We start from the raw sequence: 21,549 nt of genomic DNA, 5'->3' as shown, positions 1-21,549 counted from the left end.
TGCGGCGGGCGGCGGGCAAGCAACCGGCGCTAGGGGCGGCTAAACCTTCGCCACATCGGGCGCGGCTTCCAGTTCGCGCTTGAGCTGCGACAGACCGGCCGCCGCCGCGGCGGCATGAGGGCCGATCCAGCGCTCGTGGATTGCCTGGATGGGCATGGCGTCGAGATGGTTGAACCGCTCGCGCCCCTTGCGCACCGGCACGACGAGGCCGGCCTCCTCCAGCACCCGCAGGTGCATCATCACCGTGGTGCGGTCGATTTCGGCGAAGGCCTCGGCCAGCTGTTTGGTGGTCAGCGGGCGCGGCTTGAGCGCGTCGCAGATCGCCCGGCGCACGGGGCTGGCCAGCGCCTTGAACACGGCGTCGAGATCGTCGTCGCTTGACATGTTATGTTTTTATAACATATCTGGCGGCGACTCAAGAGGAGCTTTGCGATGGACCTCAAGTTTCGCGTGTTCGCCAATATCGCCCGCCCGGTGCACGAGGTGTTCGAGGCGGTCGCCGACCCGGCCAAGCTGTCGTGCTATTTCACCACCGGCGGCGCCCGCGGGCGGCTGGAGGAAGGCGCGACGGTGACATGGGACTTCGCCGATTTCCCCGGCGCCTTCCCGGTCCACGTGCGCGAAGTGGTGCCCGACCAGCGGATCGTCCTCGAGTGGGAGGCGAACGAGCCCGGTGACGGGCCCAAGTACGACACCACGGTGATGATGACCTTCAAGCCGGTCGAGGGCGACGACGCTCGCACGCTGGTCGAAATCGCCGAGGAAGGCTGGCACGAGACCGACGCAGGCCTCAAGGCGAGCTACGGCAACTGCATGGGCTGGAGCCAGATGCTCGCGGCGCTCAAGGTCTGGACCGAGCACGGCATCAACCTGCGCGAGGGGATGTACAAGTAGGCGCGGGGACGCGCCGATGCGCGGCCTGGCCTAAGCCCCGCGCCACTTCCGCCGCAGCGCCAGCCAGTAGATGACCAGCGCGGTCAGGGCGAAGAAGAACCACTGCACGGCGTAGGCCAGGTGGTTGTTGGGGATGTCGTTGGGATCGGGCGCAGCGAGATCCGCCAGCCCGGCCTGCGCGGGCGCGGCGACGAGCTTCACCCCTTCGCCCTGCGGGCCGATGACGCCGCCGACCTCCCCGCCCGTCCATGCCGGGAAAGCCGGATCGCGCGACCAGCCCAGCGCGATGTCGGCCGTGCCGCCGTCCACGAGGCGGCAATGCGCGACGTGCGACCAGCCCGATTGCCCGGCGGCGGAGCGCCCGGCGACCGAATCCATGCCGGTCACCTCCACGCAGTCGACCCGCGTGCGGCGGTACAGGACCTTTTCGTAATCCGCCGGATCGCTCGACCATGCGATCGGCGCGCTCATCGTTTCGGCCTGGCGGTAGCGCGCCAGCAGGTCTTCCTTCCACGCCATGCGCTGAAGCTGCCACACGCCGAGCGCGATCATCGTGCCGACCGCGGCCAGCACCACGATCGTCGCGATCACGGGCAGGCGCCCTCTGGCGGCAGGAGCCGTCACTCGCCGCCCCCGCGGCGATATTCCGAATGAAGCAGCGCGGCCTTGGCCATGCGCAGGCCCCAGACCGTCCCGCCGATCACCAGCGGCACCCATAGCAGGAGGTGGACCCACCACGGCGGACCGAGCGCAAGCTCGAGCCAGATGGCCAGCCCGGTTACCAGCGCCCCCACGATCATGATCAGGAACGCCGCCGGGCCGTCGCCCACGTTGAAGCGGGCGAAGTCCAGCCCGCAGGCGCCGCAGCGCGGTGCGAAGCGCACCCAGCCGGCGAACAGGGTCGCGGCCCCGCAGCGGGGGCAGAGACCGAAAAGGGCAGCCTGGCCGAGACCGGGCTGCCCCTTCGACAAGTCATCGATATCGAGCATCGATCAGTGGATCGGCGCGCCCCAGCCGCCCCAGATGTAGACGACGATGAACAGGAACAGCCACACCACGTCGACGAAGTGCCAGTACCACGCCGCCGCTTCGAAGCCGAAGTGATGGTCGGGCGTGAAGTGGCCCTTGTAGGTGCGCACGAGGCAAACGATCAGGAAGATCGTGCCGACCAGGACGTGGAAGCCGTGGAACCCGGTCGCCATGTAGAACGCCGAGCTGTAGGTGTTGCCGCCGAAGGCGAACGGCGCGTGAGCGTATTCGTAGGCCTGGATGCAGGTGAAGATCGCGCCCAGGATGACGGTCAGCCACAGGCCCTTCTTCAGCCCTTCGCGATCGCCGTGAATCAGGCTGTGGTGCGCCCAGGTCACCGTGGTGCCCGAGCACAACAGGATCAGCGTGTTGAGCAGCGGCAGGTCGAACGGATCCATCACCGCCTCGATCGCCTTGGGCGGGAACTGCCCGCCGACCACCTCGGAAATAGCCGAGGGGAAGAGCGCGAAATCGAACCAGCTCCAGAACCAGCCGACGAAGAACATCACTTCCGAAGCGATGAACAGGATCATGCCGTAGCGCAGGTGAAGCTGCACGACCGGCGTGTGATCGCCCGACTGCGCTTCCTTAATGATATTGGCGAACCAGCTGAAGAACGTGGCGATCAGGCCGGCGATGCCGAGGCCCAGGACCAGCCAGTGGTTCGGCATGTCGTGCATGTAGAGCACCATGCCGCTGGTGAAGGTCAGGGCCGAAAACGCGCCGACCAGCGGCCAGATGTCGGGGGGAAGGATATGATAGTCGTGGTTCTTGGCGCCGGCCATTGGATCGCTTCCTGATTGGTATTCGCCGTGGCCCTTAATCGCCCCGGCCGCATGGGTAAAGTGGCTAGGAGGCCTGATCGACCGCCTTGTGGAATGTGTAGCTGAGGGTGATCTGCGTCACCCCGTCCATGTTCGGATCGTCGAGCGCGGCCGGGTCGACATAATAGACCACCGGCATGCGCACTTCCTGCCCCGGCTGCAACGTCTGCTGAGTGAAGCAGAAGCACTGCACCTTACTGAAATACTTGCCCGCCTGTTCCGGCTCGACGTTGAAGGTCGCGTTGCCGGTCACGGGCATGTCGGACAGGTTCTTGGCGGTGTAGATCGCCATGTCGCGCTGGCCGATCTGCACGGTGTCGGTCACCTGCAGCGGCTTGAAATGCCACGGCAGCGAAGGCGCGGTATTGGCATCGAAGCGGATCGAGATCATCCGCGCGCCGGCGCTGCGCGTTGCAGCGTCCGCCGCCTGCGCCTCGGTCGCGCGCTGGGTCGTGCCGCCGAATCCGGTCACCTGGCAGAACAGGCGATAGAGCGGCACCGCGGCGAACCCCAGCGCCAGCATCGCCAGCGCCAGGCCGAACATGAGCAGCCCGGTGCGCCGGTTCTTCCCCTCGATCGCCACGCTCGCCATCGCGCTCAGCCCATCTTGACGAAGGTCAGCACGTAGAACAGCACGACGAACCCGGCGAGCACCAGCGCCAGGGCGACGTTGCGGCCCTTGCGGGCCTGCTTGAAGGCGGCTTCTTCCTCTGGAGTCATGCCGTGCCCCCTACCCCCAGAAGCATGTGATCCGCAACCAGCGCGGCGAACAGCGCGAAGAGATAGAGCACCGAATAGCCGAACAGCCGCTTCTCGGGCTGCATCCGGTCCCCGCCCTGCTCCGCGGGGACAGAGCGCCTTGCCGCGACGGGCACGGCCATCACCAGAAACAGCCCCGACAGCAGCAGCGCCGCCGCGCCGTAGATCCACCCGGTGCCGCCGATCCACCAGGGGACCAGGCTGACGATCAGCAGGATCACGGAGTAGATCAGGATCTGCCGCCGGGTCTCGGTCTCGCCCGCGACCACGGGCAGCATCGGGATGCCGGCCTTGGCGTAATCGGTCTGCACGAACAGCGCGAGCGCCCAGAAATGCGGCGGGGTCCACATGAAGATGATCAGGAACAGCAGCACCGGCATCAGGGTGATGTCGTTCGTCACCGCGACCCAGCCGATCAGCGGCGGAAAGGCCCCTGCACCGCCGCCGATGACGATGTTCTGCGGCGTCCTGGGCTTGAGCCAGATCGTGTAGATGACCGCGTAGTAGACCACCGAGCCGGCCAGGATCGCGGCCGAAAGCCAGTTCACCGCCAAGCCCATCAGCAGCACCGCGCCGGTCGAGATGGCGATGCCGAAATCGCGTGCGTTCCTGGGGTGCATCTTGCCGCTGGGCAGCGGGCGCTTGGACGTGCGTTTCATCGCCGCGTCGATATCGGCTTCCCACCACTGGTTGAGCGCGCCCGCCCCGCCCGCGGCCAGCGCGATGCACAGCACCGCGACGAAGCCGAGCACCGGGTGGATCGTGCCCGGCGCGGCGAGCAGGCCGCACAATCCGGTGAAGACCACCAGGCTCATCACCCGCGGCTTCGTCAGCGCGAAATAGTCCCGCCACTCGGCAATGGCTGCGTTGGGGGGAGCGGCGGTGGTCATGTTCGGCTCCAAAAGCGAAGGGCGCCCCGTTTCCGGCGCGCCCCAGCTATACGGTATCGCTGGCCGGAAAGGCAGGCGCTCAGTGCGCTTCCTTCAATTCGTCCGGCGTGCCGATGGCGTTGTGATGGCTGTGGTAATCCTCGATCACCGGCAGCGTCTCGAACTGATGGTAGGGCGGCGGGCTCGGCAGGCTCCATTCGAGCGTAGTCGCGCCTTCGCCCCACGGGTTGTTGCCCACCTTCTTGCCGGCCGTGAAGGCGTAGACGAGGTTGACGAAGAAGAAGATCATCGACCCGGCCATCACCTCGTACCCGAACGAGCTGATCTCGTTCCAGTAGGCATAGGCTTCCGCGTAGTCCGGATAGCGGCGCGGCATGCCCTGCGCACCCAGGAAGTGCTGCGGGAAGAAGATGATGTTCACGCCGATGAAGAAGCCCCAGAAGTGCAGGTGGCTCAGCAGTTCGGAGTGCATCCGGCCGCTCATCTTCGGGAACCAGTAGTAGAACCCGGCGAACAGGCTGAACACCGCGCCCATCGACAGCACGTAGTGGAAGTGGGCGACGACGTAGTAGGTGTCGTGCAGCGCATCGTCGATGCCGCCGTTGGCCAGCACCACGCCGGTCACACCGCCGACGGTGAACAGGAAAATGAAGCCGATCGCCCAGATCATCGGGCTCTTGAACTCGAGCGAGCCGCCCCACATCGTGGCGATCCAGCTGAAGATCTTGATGCCGGTCGGCACCGCGATGACCATGGTCGCCGCGGTGAAATACATCTTCGTGTTAACGTCGAGACCCACGGTGTACATGTGGTGCGCCCAGACGATGAACCCGACCACGCCGATGGCGACCATCGCGTAGGCCATGCCCAGGTAACCGAACACCGGCTTGCGGCTGAACGTGGCGACGATCTGGCTGACCATGCCGAAGCCCGGCAGGATCATGATGTAGACTTCCGGGTGGCCGAAGAACCAGAACAGGTGCTGGTACAGGATCGGGTCGCCGCCGCCGGCCGCGTCGAAGAACGTCGTGCCGAAGTTGCGGTCGGTGATCAGCATGGTGATCGCCGCGGCCAGCACCGGCAGCGCCAGAAGCAGCAGGAACGCGGTGACCAGCACCGACCATACGAACAGCGGCATCTTGTGCAGGGTCATACCCGGCGCGCGCATGTTGAAGATCGTGGTGATGAAGTTGATCGCGCCCATGATCGACGCGGCACCGGCCAGGTGCAGCGAGAAGATCGCGAAGTCGACCGCCGGGCCGACCGACCCGCTCGTCGCGAGCGGGGCATAGACCGTCCAGCCCGTGCCGGCGCCGTTGCCGGTGCCGCCCGGGACGAAGCTCGACATCAGCAGGCTGCAGAAGCCCGCCACGGTCAGCCAGAACGAGATGTTGTTCATGCGCGGGAAGGCCATGTCCGGCGCACCGATCATCAGCGGCACGAACCAGTTGCCGAACCCGCCGATCATCGCCGGCATGACCATGAAGAACACCATGATCAGGCCGTGGGCGCTGATGAACACGTTCCACATGTGGCCCATGGCGTTGAGATCGACCTGCTCGGGACCGCCGAGGAAGGTGACCCACCAGCCGAGATACTGGATGCCCGGCTCGGCCAGTTCCATCCGCATGATGCCCGAGATGGCCCCGCCGATGATGCCCGCGAAGATCGCGAAGATCAGGTACAGCGTGCCGATGTCCTTGTGGTTCGTGGACATGAACCAGCGGGCGAAGAAACCCGGCTTGTGATCGGCGTCATGATGCGCGTGATCGTCGTGATGGGCTTCGAAGTGGTCGGCGGTGGTAGCCATCTGTCTGGTCTCTCGGGTCCGTAATTCGGTCTAGGCTGCGATCACGCGGTCGGGGCGGTCGGCGCGGGCGCCGGATCCGTCACCGTGTCCGCTTCGCTCGAGGTGGTCGCGGCGGCATCGGCGGCGGCGGCCGGGGTCGTCGCGGTGACCGCGCTGGACGCGGCCCCATCAGCGGGCAGCGTGCCGCCCTGCGCGCGCACCCAGGCTTCGAACTGCGGACGGGGCAGAGCCTCGATCGCGATCGGCATGTAGCCGTGGCGCGCGCCGCACAGTTCGGAACACTGGCCGTAGTAGATGCCGGGTTCCTCGATGAACATCTTCTTCTCGTTCAGGCGGCCGGGCACGCTGTCGAGCTTGTACCACAGGCTGGGCACCGCGAACGAGTGGATCACGTCGGCGCCGATGGTCTGGATGCGAATCCATTCGCCGACCGGCACGACCATGCGGTTGTCCACCTCGAGCTGGCTGGGGAAGCCCTTCGCCTTGGCCTCTTCCTCGGGCATCATGTTCGAGATGACCTCGAAGTCGCCGTTGTCGGGATAAGTGTAGCCCCAGTACCACTGGTAGCCGGTGACCTTGACGGTCAGCGCATCTTCCGGCGGCGCTTCGTACTGGTCGCGCAGCAGGATGATCGAGGGGATCGCGATGATCACCAGGATCAGCACCGGGATGACCGTCCAGATGATCTCGATGAAGGTGTTGTGGCTGGTCTTCGACGGGACCGGGTTCTTCGCGCGGCGAAAGCGGACCATGACGTAGAGCAGCAGGAACAGCACGAACAGGCTGATCACCGTGATGACCGGGACCAGCAGCCAGGTGTGCATCTTGTAGGCGAAGTGGCCGGTGGGCGAATACTGCTTCTGGAAGTCGAAACCGCCGTTGTGCGGCTGGCCCTTGATCCATTCGGGACCCAGCGGCGTGTAACCCGAAGCGGCGGCGCCGCCGGTTGCAGGAGCGGCGGCGGCAGCGGCGGTCGCGCCCGGAGCAGCAGCCGCGTCGGCAGCAGCCGGAGCGGCTGCGTCGGCAGCCGTGGCGTCGGCAGCCAGCGCCGCGGATTGCGCGGCCGGCTCGGCCGCCGCCGCCGAAGCGGGCTGCGCCACGACCACGATGGCCAGGATTGCCACCAATACCGCGAGGAAACTCAGTCGCTTGCGGGCGAACTCGCCAAGGGTCATCACTGTGCCGCTTTCCGTCCTGTTTGCAATGCGCGCGAACACGCCAACGGCCCCGGCAGGGGCAGGTTTGGCGGGCCTATACGCGCGCTTGCCCCGTGCCTCAAGCGCTTCTAGGGAGATTTTTCGACAGGTCCGACGCCCCGTCGGCGGACCGCAAATCGTATCCTAGGGAATTGCGCGATACTGCCATGACCGAAGACGAGGTTCTCGCCGAGTTCCGCGCCAGCCACGCCCTGCTCGAAGGCCATTTCCGGCTCTCCAGCGGGCGGCACAGCGCCCACTACCTGCAGGCCGCGCGCGTGCTGATGAACGCCGAGCGCGCCGGCCGGCTCGCCCTGGCGATCTGCCAGAAGATGCCACGCGAACTGCGCAGCCAGATCGAGAAGGTCGTCAGCCCGGCGATGGGCGGGCTGATCATCGGCCACGAGATCGGCCGCGCGCTCGATGTCGACGCGGTCTTTGTCGAGCGGCCGAGCGGCACCTTCGAACTGCGCCGCGGCTTTACCCTGAAGGAAGGCGAGAAGGTCCTGATGGTGGAGGACGTGGTCACCACCGGCCTCAGCGGCAAGGAAGCGATCGTGGCGATCGAGGCCGCCGGCGGCAATGTGATCGCGGCTGCCGCGCTGGTCGACCGTTCGGCCGGCGAGGTCGACATGGGCGTCCCCTTCTTCCCGCTCGTGGCGCTCAACTTCCCGACCTATGCGCCCGACGAGATCCCGGCGGAGCTCGCGGCCGTCCCGGTGACCAAGCCCGGCAGCCGCACATAGTGGCCGATCCCGATCGGCCCGCGCACCCCCGGCTGCGCCTTGGCGTCAACATCGATCACGTCGCCACCATCCGCAACGCGCGCGGCGGCGACCATCCCGACCCGGTCCGCGCGGCGCAGATCGTCGCGGCCTGCGGCGGCGACGGAATCACCGCGCACCTGCGCGAGGACCGCCGGCATATCCGCGACGGCGACTTGAAGCGCATCCAGGACGCGACGGGCCTGCCGCTCAATCTCGAGATGGCAGCGACCGACGAGATGCTCGCCATCGCCCTCGCCCACCGCCCGCACGCCGCCTGCATCGTGCCCGAAAAGCGCGAGGAGGTGACGACCGAAGGCGGACTCGATGCCGCGGGCCTGCACAACCGGCTCGTGCCAATCGTCGACAAGCTGTCGGAAGCCGGCATCCGCGTGAGCCTGTTCATCGGCCCGGACGAGCGCCAGGTCGATGCCGCCTTGCGCCTGCGCGCTCCCGTGGTCGAATTCCACACCGGCGATTATGCCCATGCGGAGGGCGATCAGGTGGCGGTGGAACTCAGGAAGATCGCCGACATGGCCGCGCTCGCCGCCAAGAACGGGATCGAGCCGCATGCGGGCCACGGCCTGACCTACGACAACGTCCAGCCGATCGCCGCCATCCCCCAGCTCGCCGAGCTCAACATCGGCCACTACCTAATCGGCGAGGCGATCTTCACCGGGCTGGAAAGCGCGGTGGTGCGCATGCGCGACCTGATGGATGACGCGCGGTGAATTCGCCGAGAACGGAGCGTCACCTTGTGGGGCTTTCGAAGGGAATCGTGGGCCTCCTCGGCTTGCCTCCGCTTCTTATTGCAATTTCGATGGTCGGTGGGGCTGGCGGGACGTTCGGATGGCTCTGGATCGCAGGCCAGCTGGTGGCATACCTGCTTGTCGGCCTCCTCGTAGACGCGAAGAAGATAGTCATTGCCGCCTCGCTTGTCGTCAGCGTCAACTGGGTCTTGCTCATCTGGATCTTTTACAGGACGGCGAGCATCTCGTGATCATCGGCCTCGGCTCCGACCTCACCAACATTGAGCGGATCGCGAGTTCGCTCGAGCGGTGGGGCGACAAGTTCACCGCGCGCTGCTTCACCGACGTCGAGCGGGCCAAGGCGGCCCGCCGCCCGTTCACCGCGGTCGGCACCTATGCCAAGCGCTGGGCCGCCAAGGAGGCTTTCGCCAAGGCGGTGGGCACGGGATTCAAGCGCGGGGTGTTTCACAAGGACATCGGCGTGGTGAACCTGCCCTCGGGCGCGCCGACGCTTGCCCTGACCGGGGGCGCCGCCGCGCGGCTTGCGGAATTGACGCCGCACGGCCATGAGGCGCGGGTTCACCTGACGATGACCGACGATCACCCCTGGGCGCAGGCCTTCGTGGTGATCGAGGCCAGCCCCATGTCATCCGGCCCCCTCTGATTTCCGAAAGCACGATGGATCAAGCACCCGCCGACCCCACGGCAACCCCAGACAAGCCGGGCGCTGAAAAGCCCGCGAAGGAAAAGGTCAACTGGCTGCACGAACTGCGCGGCCTGGCGCTGATGCTGCTGGGCGTGCTGGCGTTCCACACCTTCGTCGCCAAGCCGTTCTACATCCCGTCGGGCTCTATGATGCCGGGCCTGCTGGTGGGCGACCGGCTGGTGGTGAGCAAATATCCCTATGGCTGGTCATGGGTCTCGGCGAGCTTCCACGTGCTGCCGCGCAGCCACTGGCGGATCAATCCCTCGACCCCGGAATACGGGGACATCGTGATCGCGGTGCCGCCGGACCGGGCGGAGGACTACATCAAGCGCGTGATCGGCCGCCCGGGCGACCGGATCGCCGTGGTCGACGGCCAGGTCATCCTCAATGGCCGCCCAGTCCGGCGCGAGGTCGTCCCAAGCGTCCAGATCGCCGAGGACGCGCAGGTCTGCGACGGGGGCCGCTCGTGTCTCGACGATTTCTACGATTTCCGCACCGTGCTGCCCAGCGGCAAGGTGGTGTTCGAGCCGCCGACCTATCGCGAGACATTGCCCAACGGCGCCAGCTATCTCGTGATCGACGACCGCGAGCAGGAACTCGACAATTATCCCGAAACGCTCGTTCCCGAAGGCCATGTCTTCCTGATGGGCGACAACCGCGACCATTCTGCCGACAGCCGCGCGCAATCCGGCTGGTCGCAGGGCCTGGGCGGCCCGGTGCCGATCGAGAACATCGGCGGGCGCGCCGAATTCCTCACCTTCTCGCTCGACGGCAGCGCGACCTGGAACCCGTTGACCTGGTGGCAAAGCTTGCGCCCGGGCCGCGCGTGGACCACGCTGCGCCCCGCACTTGAGAAGGGCGCCGACTAGATGAGCGATACTGCCGCAGATCCGCCGATCGAAAAGGTCATCGCCGAAGACAACGTCGGCAACAACCCGACCCAGATTACCGATCCCAAGCTGCGCTACGAGGCGAGCAAGGCGCTTGTCTGGGCCACGGTGATCGGGCTGGTGGTGCTGTCGATCTACATCGCGCAGTCGCTGATGGTCATCTTCGGGGCCATGGTCTTCGCCTGTATGCTCGACGGCGGGGCGCGCCTGCTCGGGCGCGTGCTGCCGATCGGCCGCGGCTGGCGGATGACGATCGTGCTGCTCCTGTCGGTCGCCTTCCTGGCCTGGCTGTTCTACTTCGCCGGATCGCAGATTTCGCAGCAGGCCGCGCAGTTCCCGGCGCTGGCCGGGGAACAGCTCGGCCGCATCTTCGCCTGGATGCAGTCCAAGGGCTTCGCCGTGGGCGAGGACGATATCCGCAACCTGGTGAACAACCTCTTCAGCGGGGTCGGCACGGTCACCAAGGCGATCGGCGGCATCTTCGGCGGGCTGACGACCCTGTTCCTCATCGCCATCATCGGCATCTATCTTGCAATCGATCCGCGCGCCTACGAGCGGGGGCTGGCCTGGATGGTGCCCGGCCACCGCCGGGCAGAGCTGGCCGATACCGTGGGGCACATGGCCTTCACCATGCGCCGCCTGCTCGCCGGGCGCCTCGCCGGGATGGCTTTCGAGGGCCTGTTCACCTGGGTCATGCTGATGGGTTGGGGGCTCTATTCGGGCACGCCGGTGCCGATGGCCGCGCTGCTGGCGCTGCTGACGGGGTTGCTCGCGTTTATCCCCAATATCGGTGCGATCATTTCCGGCGCGCTGATGGTGCTGGTCGGCTTTTCCGGCGGTACCGAAATGGGGCTCTACACGATCTTCGTCTACTTCCTGGTGCAGAACATCGACGGCTACATCCTGGTCCCGATGATCGCGAAGAAGACGGTCGACCTGGCCCCGGCGCTGGTGCTGATGAGCCAGCTGATCTTCGGCGTGCTGTTCGGCATCCTGGGCCTGGCGCTCGCCGATCCCATGCTGGCGATGATCAAGGTCGCGCTCGAGCGGCGGGCCGACCGGCTGAAGAAAGAGGGCGCCGCGGACTGATGGTCCGGACGTTCCTCAATATCGTTGCCGTCTGCATCGTCCTGGTCATCATCGGGGCGATTGCCCTGACCGCATGGTCCGACAAGGCGACCCAGGTGGCGCTGGTGCCGACTGCCGAGTTCGTCGAGCAGGACGCGCTGGCGGGCGGCGCCTACCAGGATCCGGCGATGTGGTTTTCGCGCCCCGGCATAGGTGCACCGGCGGACCCGGCGCGCTGGCAACCGCTGCTGTCCGTCGAGGATGCGCAGGCTGGGGGCGATTCGGTACCCGTGCCGGTGCCGACGCCTGCGGCCGAGACCGTGCCGCAATTCGCCGTCTTCTTCGTCCATCCGACCAGCTACATGAACCGGTCCGCCTGGAATGCCCCGGCCAATGACGCGGAAGCGGATTCCCGCGCGCGCCTGTTCATCCGGGGCATGGCCAGCCCGTTCAATCGCGCCACCGAGATCTGGGCGCCGAAATATCGCCAGGCGACCTTTGGCGCATTCCTGACCGACAAGCCCGAGGCGACCCGCGCGATCGACGCGGCCTATCGCGACGTGTCGATGGCCTTCGACTACTTCCTCGAAAGCGTGGAGCCGGGCATGCCGATAGTCCTTGCCGGGCACAGCCAGGGGGCGGCGCACATCACCCGCCTGCTCAAGGAGCGCATCGCCGGAACCCCGCTGCAGGGCCGCATCGCGATGGTCTACGCCATCGGCTGGCCGATCTCGGTCGCACACGATCTGCCAGCCCTGGGCCTGCCCGCCTGCGCGGCAGCCGATCAACCGCGCTGCATCGTCGCCTATTCCAGCTTTGCCGATCCGGCCGAGCCGGGCCTGCTGCTCGAACGCTACCGGACATCGCCCGGTTACGATGGGCAGCCGCGCGGCGAGACAGGGTTGCTGTGCGTCAACCCGCTGACCGGCACGATCGATGGGGAGGCGGATGCCGCGGCCAACCTCGGCACTCTCAAGCCGGACGAGGGCCTGACCACCGCCGAGCTGATCCCCGGCGCGGTCCCGGCGCGCTGCGATCCATCGGGCCTGCTGCTGATCGGCGATCCGCCGGACCTCGGGCCCGGCGTCCTTCCGGGCAACAACTACCACGTCTACGATATCCCGCTGTTCTGGCGGAACTTGCAGGACGACGTGGTGCGGCGGATGCGGGCATGGGCGGCTCCGGCAGCGCCAGCGGCCACCTGATCGCCACGACTGCGGCCGAGCTTCGCGCGGCCCTGCCCGGCGGCGGCGTGCTGCTCGGGCTCGATCTGGGCACCAGGACCATCGGCACGGCGCTGAGCGATGCCGGATGGCGCTTCGCCACCGCGGGCAAGACGCTGCCGCGCGGCAAGTTCGGCCGCGACCTCGAGGAACTGCGCACGCTGGTGACCGCGCGTCAGGTGGCCGGGATCGTGCTCGGCCTGCCGCTCAACATGGACGGCAGCGAGGGTCCGCGCGCGCAATCGGCTCGCGCCTATGCGCGCAACCTCGCGCCGCTGGGCGTGCCGGTGCTGCTGTGGGACGAACGCTGGTCGACCGCGAGCGCCGAGCGCGACCTCATCGCGCAGGACTGGAGCCGGGCCAAGCGGGCCACCCGGATCGACAGCCACGCAGCCGCGGTCATCCTCCAGGCCGCGCTCGACGCGCTGGCGGGCGGAGTTTTCTAATTCGCTGCCAGCGCCGCGCGATGGCGCCGCGCCTCCAACATCACGAGGCGCGAACCGGCGCCTTCCGCCCGCCGCCACAGCGCATCGCGACCCGCAATGTAGAGCCGCCCTGCCTGCGCCTCGAGCGCGGTCAGCCGCATGCGGTCGGACGGGTGTGTCCGGGCGAAGGTCTCGGCCAGATCGAGCGCTTCATCCACGCCGAGCCCGACGGCGATGCGCAGGAAGACGTCGGTCGCGGGGGTGTCCAGCACCTTGCTCACGGTGTTCGATGCAAGGTCGAAGCCGTACTGGTCGTACCACCCCTGCGCCCCATCGGCGTGCATCACGTTGAGGGAAATCGACAGCGAATCAGGCGGCATCTGCGCATGGACGTCGCGCAGGCCGCGGTAGTGAAGCAGCTTGCCCTGGTCGAGCCGCGAGCGTTCCACGAAACGCAGCCCGGCCGGCTCGCCGACGGCACCGGCGACCGCGCCGTAATTGTACTCGTAGTAGTCCGACCAGTAGCCCGGGCCGAAATAACCGTATGTAAGAAAGTCGAAATTGTGATCGTGCGCCATGCCGTAGACGAAGGCCGAGCCGCCGCTGGCGCGCACCATGTGCTCGTCCTCGCTGGGCCAGATGTTCGCCCGCATGAACATCTCGCCGCCCAGGCCCGAGAGCATGATGACCTGCGGGCTGTAGCTGTTGTCGCAGGTGTCCTCGCGGTGGCGGTTCTTAAGTTCGCGCAGGATGATGTCGGCCAGGAAGTCGGGATTGTGCCCCAGCCGGCGCAGCCATCCCGCCGCGTGAAGCAGGCTTTCCTCCGCGAACGGGTCGAAGCCCGACGCCTCCAGCGCCTCGACGCACTCGCCAAGTTCGCACGCTTGCGCTTCGCCCGGCAGTTCGATCACGCGCGGCATGCGGTTGCCTCCAGCTGCAGCCGTTGCGGATGCGCCTCGACGAGTTGCGCGCGCAGGGCGCCGGCAGCCATGGCCAGGGGATCGCCGGGCCGGCACGCCACGGCGCACAGCGCCGCAAATCCGGTCGCGGTATCGAGCGCAAGGCATTCGCGCAGCGCTTCCCAGCGCAAGGTGTCGGGCCCGGGCGACAGGGCCAGGTCCGCCATCGTCGGCGCTGCCTCGGTCCGCTTCATCCGCCCGAGCAGCGCAAGCATCGTTTCATGCCGGCTGTCGCGCGAACTGCCCGACGCCTGCCGCCGCAGCGCGCCGGTGGCGGGATCGTATTCGCGCATCGGACCGGGTTCAGCACTGTCGCGGGCAAGGCGTAAGCAAACCAGGCGTTGCGCGACCCGGTGGACGAACAGTGCCTGGCTAGAAAGGTCGAGCGTCAGCCGGGACCCCGCTTCGAGCGCCAGTTCGCTTCGCTCGAAAGCGCCGTCGCGGCAGTGCACGGTGCGCGTCGCCTGCGCCCTTCCGGCGAGCACGGCTTCGTGCCGCACCGAATCGCTGAACACGAGCGGCCCACCCGCGTGGCTACCCGGCTCGAACGAGACCAGCGTCAGTCGCGCAGGGCCGCGCTGGGCGAGCAGCAGGGTGGCCATGCGCCCGTCGTAGGCATGGCGGAAAGGGACCTGCGCGAAACGCGCCTCCGTAAGCGCCGCGCATTGGCCGCGGGCGAACGAGGCCACGAACTCCTGCGCCGCCCTCCCCGGCCCGAACAAATCCGACACCAGGGGGCAATCGAACAGCGAGGCGCCTGCTCCGAAGGCATCCAGTTCTTCTACGACGGGCGCGATGCGGGGGTCCTGCGACCATCGGCGGGCGGCGTCGAAAACCACGCCTTGCGCCTGCTGCAGGACCGACCGGTCCCGCCGCATGGCCTCTATCACCGGGTCGATCCGCATCGCGCCCTCGGCCTCAGAGGATGCCGCCGCCTGGAGGCGAGACTTCGAACGCGAACGTCGCGAGGATGACGATCGTGTCGTCGTGGCCCGGCGTGTTTTCGCCGATGCTGCCGAAGATGCCGGTCAGTTTGGTGCCCAATTCGGGCAACGATGCGATGTCGATGGACGGAAGTTTCATGCGGGTTTCCCTTTTCAACGCGGGGCTGCGTCCCCGCGCGAAAAGCCCTGCCGTCCGCACCCGGCGACTTGAAATTAAATGACTGTAATGTCTTGAATAGGTGGCCGGTCAGCCGGCGCGCAGGATAACCGTCAGGCCGGAGCGCGGTCGCCCGTCGTCCTGTGCGATCGGCAGGCGCACGGCATCGGCCCGGGCGCGGTGCAGGATGTCTTCGCCCACGCCCGGTTCGAAGACGATGGTCTCGGCCGCGCCCAGCAACTGGAGTTGCCGCAGCGTCAGCGCGTCGGGATCGTCGCCGACCGTCATTTCTATCCTGCTGGAGCGCGGCACTGCGCGGCCCTCCGTCAGCCACTCGGCCACCTCGGCAGGTCCCGCCCCGGTGAACGGATCGAGCGAACCCCCTTCGCGCAGTGCCGAATCGAGCGCCATGCGCCGTTCGGCGCCGTCGGGCCAGCGTTCGCGTATGGCCGCGCGGGCGGCCGACAGGGCCTCCGCCAGCAGCCCGAGCCCGGCGGGCAGCAGCGCTTCGAGCCGCAAGCGCAGGTGCTTGGCGAGCCCGGCGGACGCGCCATCGGTCCCGATTGCGATCATGACCGGATCGCGATCGAGCACGCTGGGCGTGGTGAAGTCGCACAGTTCCGGCCGGTCGACCACGTTGACCAGCAACCCGGCGCAGCGCAGGCGGATCGCCGCCGCTTCCGCTTCGTCCCGGTCGAGCGCCACGAAAGCCAGTCTTGCACCGCGATCGATCGCTGCCTGGACATCAGTTTCGACCAGCCCGCCCGCACGCTCGACCAGGCGCCGCTTGGCCGCCGCTGCCTCGCCCTCCCCCAGCACGATCACCGGCTGGCCGGCCACGCGATGGAAAAGGGGCAAGGCGCGCATCGTCACTGGAGCCAGTCGGGAACGCGCTCGGCGGCGGTTATCTCTTCGGGCGCGATCCGGTCGGCAACGACGGCATAGTTGGATCCGTCGACCATCACCTCTGCCACGAAGCCGCGGCTGTTGTAGCTCGACGCCATCGTCGCGCCATAGGCGCCGGCAGTGCGGAAGACAGCAAGGTCGCCGGCCTCCAGTGCATCGATCTCGCGGCCCATCGCAAAGGTATCGCCGGTCTCGCAGATCGGGCCGACGATGTTGGCCGTCATCCGCTGCGGAACCGGCCGGACGGCATCGAAATCGTGCCAGGCGCCATAGAGCGCGGGCCGCGCCAGATCGTTCATCGCGGCATCGACGATCACGAACGGAGGGCCGTTGCCGCCCCGCTTAACGCGGATCACCCGCGTCAGAAGCACCCCCGCGTTACCTGCGATGACGCGGCCCGGCTCGAACATCAGCGTCACGTCCCAGCCGCGGGTCGCCCGCTCGACCATGGCGCCGTATTCTGCGGGACTGGGGAAGACCTCGCCCGCCTTGTAGGGGACGCCCAGGCCGCCGCCGAGGTCGGCGTGCGTCACCGGGTGGCCGCCCGCGCGCAGTTCGGCAATCAGCGCGCCGAGCTTGCCGAAGGCGCTTTCGAGCGGTTCGAGGTCGGCAAGCTGGCTGCCGATGTGGACTGCGACCCCGCGCATCGCCATGCCCGGCAATTGCGAAAGGCGGGCGTAGATGCCGGCCGCCCGGTCAATCGGGACGCCGAACTTGTTCTCCGACTTGCCGGTCGAGATCTTGGCGTGAGTTCGCGCATCGACATCCGGGTTCACCCGCAGCGCGCACTGCGCCACCTGGCCGCGCGCCGCCGCGATCTGCGCCAGCTCGATGCCTTCCTCTTCACTTTCGATGTTGAACTGGCCGATGTTCTCCTCGAGACCCATGGCAAGTTCGCGCGCGGTCTTGCCGACGCCCGAAAAGACGATGTCATCCGCGGGCATCCCCGCGGCGAGAGCGCGCTTCAGCTCGCCGCCCGACACCACGTCGGCCCCCAGCCCCTCGCGCTGCATGACCTTGAGCACGGCCAGGTTGGGGTTGGACTTGACCGCGAAGGCCACGTGCGTGCGCGGCAGGCCGCTCAGCGCCTCGCGGAAGACGCGCGCGTGGCGTTCCAGCGTGGCTCGCGAATAGACGTAGACCGGCGTGCCGACATCCTCGGCAATGCGCGCGAGCGGCACGTCCTCGGCGTAGAGTTCGCCATCGCGAAGCTGGAAATGGTCCAAGGATCAGTTCTCGGGCGGGAGGTCGAAGGGATCGTCGGCACGCTCTTCGGACCGTCGGCGCAATTCCACGCTGCGTTCCGGCGCGGCCTGGATCGACGGCTCGAGCAGCTCGGCGGCCGTCGGCTGGTTCGCGGCGCCATAGGGCGCGGGCGGCAGGTCATGGCCTTCGGGCGGGCGCAGGTCCTGCTTCTGCCCGCAGGCTGCCAGCAGCGCGAGCAGCGGCAGGGCGGAATGGCGTAGTCTCATGATTCCATCCCCAAGACGTTGCGTGCGGCGGCGACCTGCTTGCGGACCTGTTCGGGAGCCGTGCCGCCTAGGCTGGCGCGCGCGGCGACCGAGGATTCGACCGAAAGCGCGGCGAAGACGTCCTCGCCGATCCTGCCGTCGATCGCCTGCAGGTCGCCGAGCGACAGCGCATCAAGCGCCACGCCCCTGCCCTCCGCCAGCTTGACCGCAGCGCCCGTTATATGGTGCGCCTCGCGAAAGGGCACCCCCGCCTGGCGCACCAGCCAGTCGGCCAGGTCGGTGGCGGTGGCATAGCCCAGTTCGGCGGCCTGTCGCATGCGGTCGGTGCGGAACGTCGCCTCGGCGATCATGCCGGTCATCGCCGCGATCGACAGGCCGAGCAGCCCCGCGGCTTCGAACACGGGCGGCTTGTCGTCCTGCATGTCCTTCGAATAGGCCAGCGGAAGGCCCTTCATCGTGACCATCAGCGCGGTCAGGCAACCGACGATCCGGCCGCTGTGGCCGCGCACCAGTTCGGCCGCGTCGGGGTTCTTCTTCTGCGGCATGATCGAGCTGCCGGTGCTCAGCGAATCCGGCAGGCGGACGAAACCGAACGGTTGACTGGCCCACAGGATCAGTTCTTCCGCCAAACGGCTTAGGTGTAGCGCGCACTGGGCGGCGGCCTGCAGATAATCGAGCGCGAAATCACGGTCGGACACCGCATCGAGGCTGTTCTGCGTCGGCCGATCGAACCCGAGCGCGCGCGCGGTCATCTCGCGGTCGATCGCGAAGCCCGTGCCGGCCAGTGCGGCGCTGCCGAGCGGGCTTTCGTTCATCCGTGCCCGTGCGTCGGCAAAGCGGCTGCGATCACGCCGGATCATTTCGTAATAGGCCATCAGGTGATGACCCAGGGTCACCGGCTGGGCGGCCTGCAGATGGGTGAAACCGGGCATGATTGAGCCGGCATGTTCGCCCGCGCGGGTCACCAGCGCCGCCTGGAGCTGGGCCAGCCCGGCGTCGGCCTGGTCCATCGCGTCGCGCACCCAGAGGCGGAAGTCGGTCGCCACCTGGTCGTTCCTGCTGCGCGCGGTGTGCAGCCGGCCCGCCACCGGACCGATCAGTTCGGCCAGCCGGCTTTCGGTGGTCATGTGAATGTCTTCGAGGTCCCAGTCCTCGGGTACGCCGTCGGCTTCGTACTCGGCCGCGACGGTGTCGAGCCCCGCCGATATCGCCTGCGCATCTTCGGCCAAAACGATGCCGCAAGTGCCCAACATGGCGACGTGCGCCTTGCTGGCGGCGATGTCCTGACGCCACAGAGCCTTGTCGAACGGGATGGAAGCGTTAATCTCGCGCATGATCGCCGCGGGGCCTTCTGCAAAGCGCCCGCCCCACATCTGATTGGAGCCTTCCATGCCCCGCCTGGCCTTGCTTTCGCTCACGTGCGCTTTCGCCCTTCTTGCGGGGGGCTGCGATAGGCAAAGCGAGGAGGCGGCGCAACAGAAGGAAAATTCCGCCGCGGCCAAGGCCGGCGAGGAGCTCACCGGCCTGCTCGACCGCAGCCAGGCGGGCCAGGACCTGCCCGAAGCGGTGGTGACCGATCTCGCCGGCGTCAAGTTCGACCTCGCCAAGCCGACCGGCCGGCCGATGCTGCTCAACCTCTGGGCCACCTGGTGCGCGCCCTGCATCGCGGAAATGCCGCTGCTCAATTCCCTCGCGGGCGAGCTGAAGGGCAAGGTCGACGTCGTGACCGTGAGCGAGGACATGAAGGGGGCGGAGCTCGTCGGCCCGTTCCTCGAAGGCAAGGGATGGGACAACCTGCCCAGCTGGATGGATCCCGAGAACGACCTCGCTTTCGGTTTCGGCGGCGGGGCGAGCCTGCCGCTGACCGTGCTCTACGACGCGCAGGGCAAGGAAGTATGGCGGGTGATCGGCGGGTATGACTGGGGCAGCCCCGAGGCGCGCGGCCTGATCGACGAAGCGCTGGCGAACGATGCCTGACACCACCAGTCAGCTCCGGCTCGACAGCGCCGCAACGCTCCACCGCCGGGGCGCGCTGGGGTTGCTCGGTCTGGGCGGGCTGGCGCTGGGGGCGTGCAGCAGCGGCGCGCAGGCCGCTTCCTGCATCCTCACCCCGCGCGAGACCCGCGGGCCCTTCCCGGCCGACGGTGGGCGCGACCAGGGCGGCCGGCTCAACGTGCTGGAGGCCGAGGGGATCGAACGCAGCGACATCCGCAGCAGTTTCGCCGGACTTTCGGGCGTGGCGGCGGGCGTGCCGCTCGAACTGACGATCGACCTGATCGGCGCGGCGGGCGGCTGCGGGCCACTGGCCGGTTGGGGCCTCTACCTGTGGCAGAACGATGCGGCGGGGAAGTACTCGCTTTACGACCTGCCGCAGGCAAACTACCTGCGCGGGTTGCAGCAGAGCGGCGACACCGGTTCGCTGACCTTCCGCACGATCCTGCCCGGATGCTATGGCGGGCGCGCGCCGCACGTGCATTTCGAGGTCTTTTCGAGCGCGCAAGCCGCGATCAGCGGCGAGCCGCACGTGCTGGCCTCGCAGTTCGCCTTCCCGGAAGACGTCTGCCGCGCCGTCTATGCCGCCGACGAACGCTATGGCGACAGCCTGGCCAACCTGGGGCGCTGGCCCGCGGTGCGCGATTTCGTCTTCGGCGATGCCGACGAAGAGATGCTGGTCTTACAGACGATCGCGCTCGATGGCGATCCGCGAACCGGATTGACGGGACGGGCCCGGGTCAACGTGAACGGCTGAGCCGAAGCCCGGCCGATGGACGGTGCTCGGGAGCCGGAGACGCCTGGCTAGCGAGAGAGCGGGACGCCGGTCAATTCGCCGCTGATGGCCACGAGCCGGGCCTGGGCAGCCGGATCGAACGCCTGATCGAACCGAGGCTTCGCCACCTTGCCGGCGACATAGAACTCGCCCGCCACGAGGTCCGGCGAACGGATCAGGCCCATCACATGCTCGCGCCCCTCATCGACCGAAGTGCGGGGTTGCATGGCGAGATCCTGCGTCACCATCGCGGTGTTCATCAAGGTGGCCGGGTGAAGCGAGATCATTTTTATCCCGTCGCTCAGAAACGCCGGGGCCAGTGCGCGCGTCATGGTCACCTGTGCCAGCTTGCTCTGCCCGTAGTAATCGCTCGGCGCGCCCGGCCGCGCCATCATGACGTCCTCGAAATCGATCGGTTGGGCGGAGCCCGACGCCACATTGATCACGCGCGAGGGCGCCGCAGCGGCCAAGCTCGCGCGCAGCCGATTGGCGAGAATCCATCCGGCGAGATAATTGACGGCGAAATGCAGTTCGTGCCCGTCAGGGCTCACCAGGCGCCCCTCGCGCATGCGGGCTATTCCGGCATTGTTCACCAGCAGGTCGAGACGGGGATAGTCGGCGGCGACCTTGTCGGCGAAGGTGCGCACCGCCTCCATCGAGGCGAAGTCCGCGGCGTAGAAGCTGGCCGATCCGGTTCCACTGGCCTCGATCTCGCGAACCAGGGCTTCCCCGCGTTCGGCATTCCGGCCGTGGACGATGACATGCGCCCCTTCCGCCGCCAGCGCGCGGGCAACTTCGCGGCCCAGCCCATCGGTCGACCCGGTGACGAGCGCGATCTTTCCGGCGTGGGGCAAGGGTGCGGCCTCCTGTGCCTGGCAGGCGGGGGCGAGGACGGCGAGCACCGCCGCGATCATCGTGGCAAATAGGCTGCGCATCACCCGGCCTCCTGGTTGAAGCGCAGACTAAACCGCCAGAGGCGGAAAGGAAATGGGAGTGGCCCGGGACGCGTGGTGGGCGCTGACGGGCTCGAACCGCCGACCCTCTCGGTGTAAACGAGATGCTCTACCAACTGAGCTAAGCGCCCCACGCAGGTTGCGCCTCTAGGCCGCGCTTGGCG

Annotated in this window: 28 protein-coding genes and 1 tRNA gene; 11 read left to right on the top strand and 18 right to left on the bottom strand. The window is 67.6% G+C overall.

The genetic code is table 11. From position 1 onward, the window contains the following. Positions 1-39: 39 nt before the first annotated feature. Positions 40-384, bottom strand: coding sequence for an ArsR/SmtB family transcription factor (locus ACWPMZ_RS04485; protein ID WP_455702813.1), 345 nt, complete (start codon positions 382-384; stop codon positions 40-42). A 48-nt stretch (positions 385-432) separates the two neighbouring features. On the opposite strand from ACWPMZ_RS04485, the gene ACWPMZ_RS04480 reads away from it, so the two are divergent. Further along, positions 433-894 carry an SRPBCC family protein gene (locus ACWPMZ_RS04480; RefSeq protein WP_455702812.1) on the top strand — a complete coding sequence of 154 codons (462 nt, stop codon included), beginning with the start codon at positions 433-435 and terminating at the stop codon, positions 892-894. A 30-nt stretch (positions 895-924) separates the two neighbouring features. Here the strand turns inward: ACWPMZ_RS04480 and ACWPMZ_RS04475 are convergent, their stop codons facing one another. The 8 genes from ACWPMZ_RS04475 to coxB all read right to left on the bottom strand — a co-directional run bounded on the left by ACWPMZ_RS04475 (position 925) and on the right by coxB (position 7,381). Continuing rightward, on the bottom strand, positions 925-1,485 hold the full coding sequence (locus tag ACWPMZ_RS04475) for an SURF1 family protein (RefSeq protein ID WP_455702811.1): 561 nt from the start codon (positions 1,483-1,485) through the stop codon (positions 925-927). Between the two features lie 29 nt (positions 1,486-1,514). Next, complete coding sequence (locus ACWPMZ_RS04470; RefSeq protein WP_455702810.1) at positions 1,515-1,883, bottom strand: DUF983 domain-containing protein; 369 nt, start codon at positions 1,881-1,883, stop codon at positions 1,515-1,517. Positions 1,884-1,886: 3 nt separating this feature from the next. Continuing rightward, positions 1,887-2,708, bottom strand: a complete 822-nt coding sequence (locus ACWPMZ_RS04465) for a cytochrome c oxidase subunit 3 (protein WP_455702809.1) — start codon at positions 2,706-2,708, stop codon at positions 1,887-1,889. A gap of 64 nt (positions 2,709-2,772) precedes the next feature. Further along, complete coding sequence (locus tag ACWPMZ_RS04460; protein WP_455702808.1) at positions 2,773-3,339, bottom strand: cytochrome c oxidase assembly protein; 567 nt, start codon at positions 3,337-3,339, stop codon at positions 2,773-2,775. 5 nt (positions 3,340-3,344) lie between these two features. After that, positions 3,345-3,467 (bottom strand): hypothetical protein, encoded by a 123-nt coding sequence (locus ACWPMZ_RS04455; protein ID WP_455702807.1) that lies wholly within the window; start codon positions 3,465-3,467, stop codon positions 3,345-3,347. After that, on the bottom strand, positions 3,464-4,396 hold the full coding sequence (locus tag ACWPMZ_RS04450; protein WP_455702806.1) for a heme o synthase: 933 nt from the start codon (positions 4,394-4,396) through the stop codon (positions 3,464-3,466). Before ACWPMZ_RS04450 ends, ACWPMZ_RS04455 begins: the two co-directional genes overlap by 4 nt. A 79-nt stretch (positions 4,397-4,475) precedes the next feature. Next, entirely contained in the window at positions 4,476-6,206 is a 1,731-nt protein-coding gene (ctaD, locus tag ACWPMZ_RS04445) for a cytochrome c oxidase subunit I (protein ID WP_455702805.1), read from the bottom strand. Between the two features lie 41 nt (positions 6,207-6,247). Beyond that, entirely contained in the window at positions 6,248-7,381 is a 1,134-nt protein-coding gene (coxB, locus tag ACWPMZ_RS04440; protein WP_455702804.1) for a cytochrome c oxidase subunit II, read from the bottom strand. A 188-nt stretch (positions 7,382-7,569) separates the two neighbouring features. Between coxB and pyrE the strand changes: the two genes are divergently transcribed. Genes pyrE through ruvX form a run of 8 tightly spaced genes read left to right on the top strand, consistent with a single transcriptional unit; the run spans position 7,570 to position 13,248 of the window. Beyond that, positions 7,570-8,148, top strand: coding sequence for an orotate phosphoribosyltransferase (pyrE, locus tag ACWPMZ_RS04435; RefSeq protein ID WP_455702803.1), 579 nt, complete (start codon positions 7,570-7,572; stop codon positions 8,146-8,148). Further along, complete coding sequence (locus ACWPMZ_RS04430; protein WP_455702802.1) at positions 8,148-8,897, top strand: pyridoxine 5'-phosphate synthase; 750 nt, start codon at positions 8,148-8,150, stop codon at positions 8,895-8,897. Before pyrE ends, ACWPMZ_RS04430 begins: the two co-directional genes overlap by 1 nt. A gap of 26 nt (positions 8,898-8,923) precedes the next feature. After that, positions 8,924-9,166, top strand: a complete 243-nt coding sequence (locus ACWPMZ_RS04425; protein WP_455702801.1) for a hypothetical protein — start codon at positions 8,924-8,926, stop codon at positions 9,164-9,166. After that, on the top strand, positions 9,163-9,579 hold the full coding sequence (acpS, locus tag ACWPMZ_RS04420) for a holo-ACP synthase (RefSeq protein WP_455702800.1): 417 nt from the start codon (positions 9,163-9,165) through the stop codon (positions 9,577-9,579). Before ACWPMZ_RS04425 ends, acpS begins: the two co-directional genes overlap by 4 nt. A gap of 14 nt (positions 9,580-9,593) precedes the next feature. After that, the gene (gene lepB, locus ACWPMZ_RS04415) at positions 9,594-10,490 is read left to right on the top strand and encodes a signal peptidase I (RefSeq protein WP_455702799.1); all 897 of its coding nucleotides are present in this window, start codon (positions 9,594-9,596) and stop codon (positions 10,488-10,490) included. Continuing rightward, positions 10,491-11,600, top strand: a complete 1,110-nt coding sequence (locus ACWPMZ_RS04410; protein WP_455702798.1) for an AI-2E family transporter — start codon at positions 10,491-10,493, stop codon at positions 11,598-11,600. It abuts the gene before it with no gap. After that, positions 11,600-12,784, top strand: coding sequence for a DUF3089 domain-containing protein (locus ACWPMZ_RS04405; protein ID WP_455702797.1), 1,185 nt, complete (start codon positions 11,600-11,602; stop codon positions 12,782-12,784). Before ACWPMZ_RS04410 ends, ACWPMZ_RS04405 begins: the two co-directional genes overlap by 1 nt. Beyond that, the gene (ruvX, locus tag ACWPMZ_RS04400; RefSeq protein WP_455702796.1) at positions 12,751-13,248 is read left to right on the top strand and encodes a Holliday junction resolvase RuvX; all 498 of its coding nucleotides are present in this window, start codon (positions 12,751-12,753) and stop codon (positions 13,246-13,248) included. Before ACWPMZ_RS04405 ends, ruvX begins: the two co-directional genes overlap by 34 nt. Here the strand turns inward: ruvX and ACWPMZ_RS04395 are convergent. From ACWPMZ_RS04395 to argH, 7 genes are all read right to left on the bottom strand, one after another. Continuing rightward, the gene (locus ACWPMZ_RS04395) at positions 13,245-14,147 is read right to left on the bottom strand and encodes a transposase (protein ID WP_455702795.1); all 903 of its coding nucleotides are present in this window, start codon (positions 14,145-14,147) and stop codon (positions 13,245-13,247) included. The genes ruvX and ACWPMZ_RS04395 overlap by 4 nt on opposite strands. Beyond that, positions 14,135-15,091 (bottom strand): hypothetical protein, encoded by a 957-nt coding sequence (locus ACWPMZ_RS04390; protein WP_455702794.1) that lies wholly within the window; start codon positions 15,089-15,091, stop codon positions 14,135-14,137. Before ACWPMZ_RS04390 ends, ACWPMZ_RS04395 begins: the two co-directional genes overlap by 13 nt. A gap of 13 nt (positions 15,092-15,104) precedes the next feature. Then, a complete protein-coding gene (locus ACWPMZ_RS04385; protein WP_455702793.1) occupies positions 15,105-15,269 on the bottom strand; it encodes a hypothetical protein in 165 nt (54 codons plus the stop codon). Between the two features lie 108 nt (positions 15,270-15,377). Next, on the bottom strand, positions 15,378-16,154 hold the full coding sequence (locus ACWPMZ_RS04380; RefSeq protein ID WP_455702792.1) for an NAD(P)-dependent oxidoreductase: 777 nt from the start codon (positions 16,152-16,154) through the stop codon (positions 15,378-15,380). Positions 16,155-16,156: 2 nt separating this feature from the next. Continuing rightward, the gene (lysA, locus tag ACWPMZ_RS04375; RefSeq protein ID WP_455702791.1) at positions 16,157-17,419 is read right to left on the bottom strand and encodes a diaminopimelate decarboxylase; all 1,263 of its coding nucleotides are present in this window, start codon (positions 17,417-17,419) and stop codon (positions 16,157-16,159) included. A 3-nt stretch (positions 17,420-17,422) separates the two neighbouring features. Next, complete coding sequence (locus ACWPMZ_RS04370; RefSeq protein WP_455702790.1) at positions 17,423-17,665, bottom strand: hypothetical protein; 243 nt, start codon at positions 17,663-17,665, stop codon at positions 17,423-17,425. After that, the gene (argH, locus tag ACWPMZ_RS04365; protein WP_455704160.1) at positions 17,662-19,038 is read right to left on the bottom strand and encodes an argininosuccinate lyase; all 1,377 of its coding nucleotides are present in this window, start codon (positions 19,036-19,038) and stop codon (positions 17,662-17,664) included. Before argH ends, ACWPMZ_RS04370 begins: the two co-directional genes overlap by 4 nt. Positions 19,039-19,054: 16 nt before the next feature. On the opposite strand from argH, the gene ACWPMZ_RS04360 reads away from it, so the two are divergent. Both ACWPMZ_RS04360 and ACWPMZ_RS04355 read left to right on the top strand, forming a co-directional pair. Next, positions 19,055-19,642 carry a TlpA family protein disulfide reductase gene (locus ACWPMZ_RS04360; protein WP_455702789.1) on the top strand — a complete coding sequence of 196 codons (588 nt, stop codon included), beginning with the start codon at positions 19,055-19,057 and terminating at the stop codon, positions 19,640-19,642. Continuing rightward, complete coding sequence (locus tag ACWPMZ_RS04355; protein WP_455702788.1) at positions 19,635-20,414, top strand: intradiol ring-cleavage dioxygenase; 780 nt, start codon at positions 19,635-19,637, stop codon at positions 20,412-20,414. The genes ACWPMZ_RS04360 and ACWPMZ_RS04355 overlap by 8 nt, the downstream gene beginning before the upstream one ends. A gap of 47 nt (positions 20,415-20,461) precedes the next feature. Here ACWPMZ_RS04355 and ACWPMZ_RS04350 read toward each other — a convergent pair whose 3' ends face one another. Continuing rightward, on the bottom strand, positions 20,462-21,367 hold the full coding sequence (locus ACWPMZ_RS04350; protein ID WP_455702787.1) for an SDR family NAD(P)-dependent oxidoreductase: 906 nt from the start codon (positions 21,365-21,367) through the stop codon (positions 20,462-20,464). A gap of 73 nt (positions 21,368-21,440) precedes the next feature. After that, a tRNA-Val gene (locus ACWPMZ_RS04345) sits at positions 21,441-21,516 on the bottom strand. Positions 21,517-21,549 lie beyond the last annotated feature (33 nt).

The sequence above is a fragment of the Tsuneonella sp. HG222 genome, from assembly GCF_053819185.1.
The sequence above is the reverse complement of the archived record's forward strand: the minus strand, read 5'-3'. Positions and strand labels throughout refer to the sequence as shown.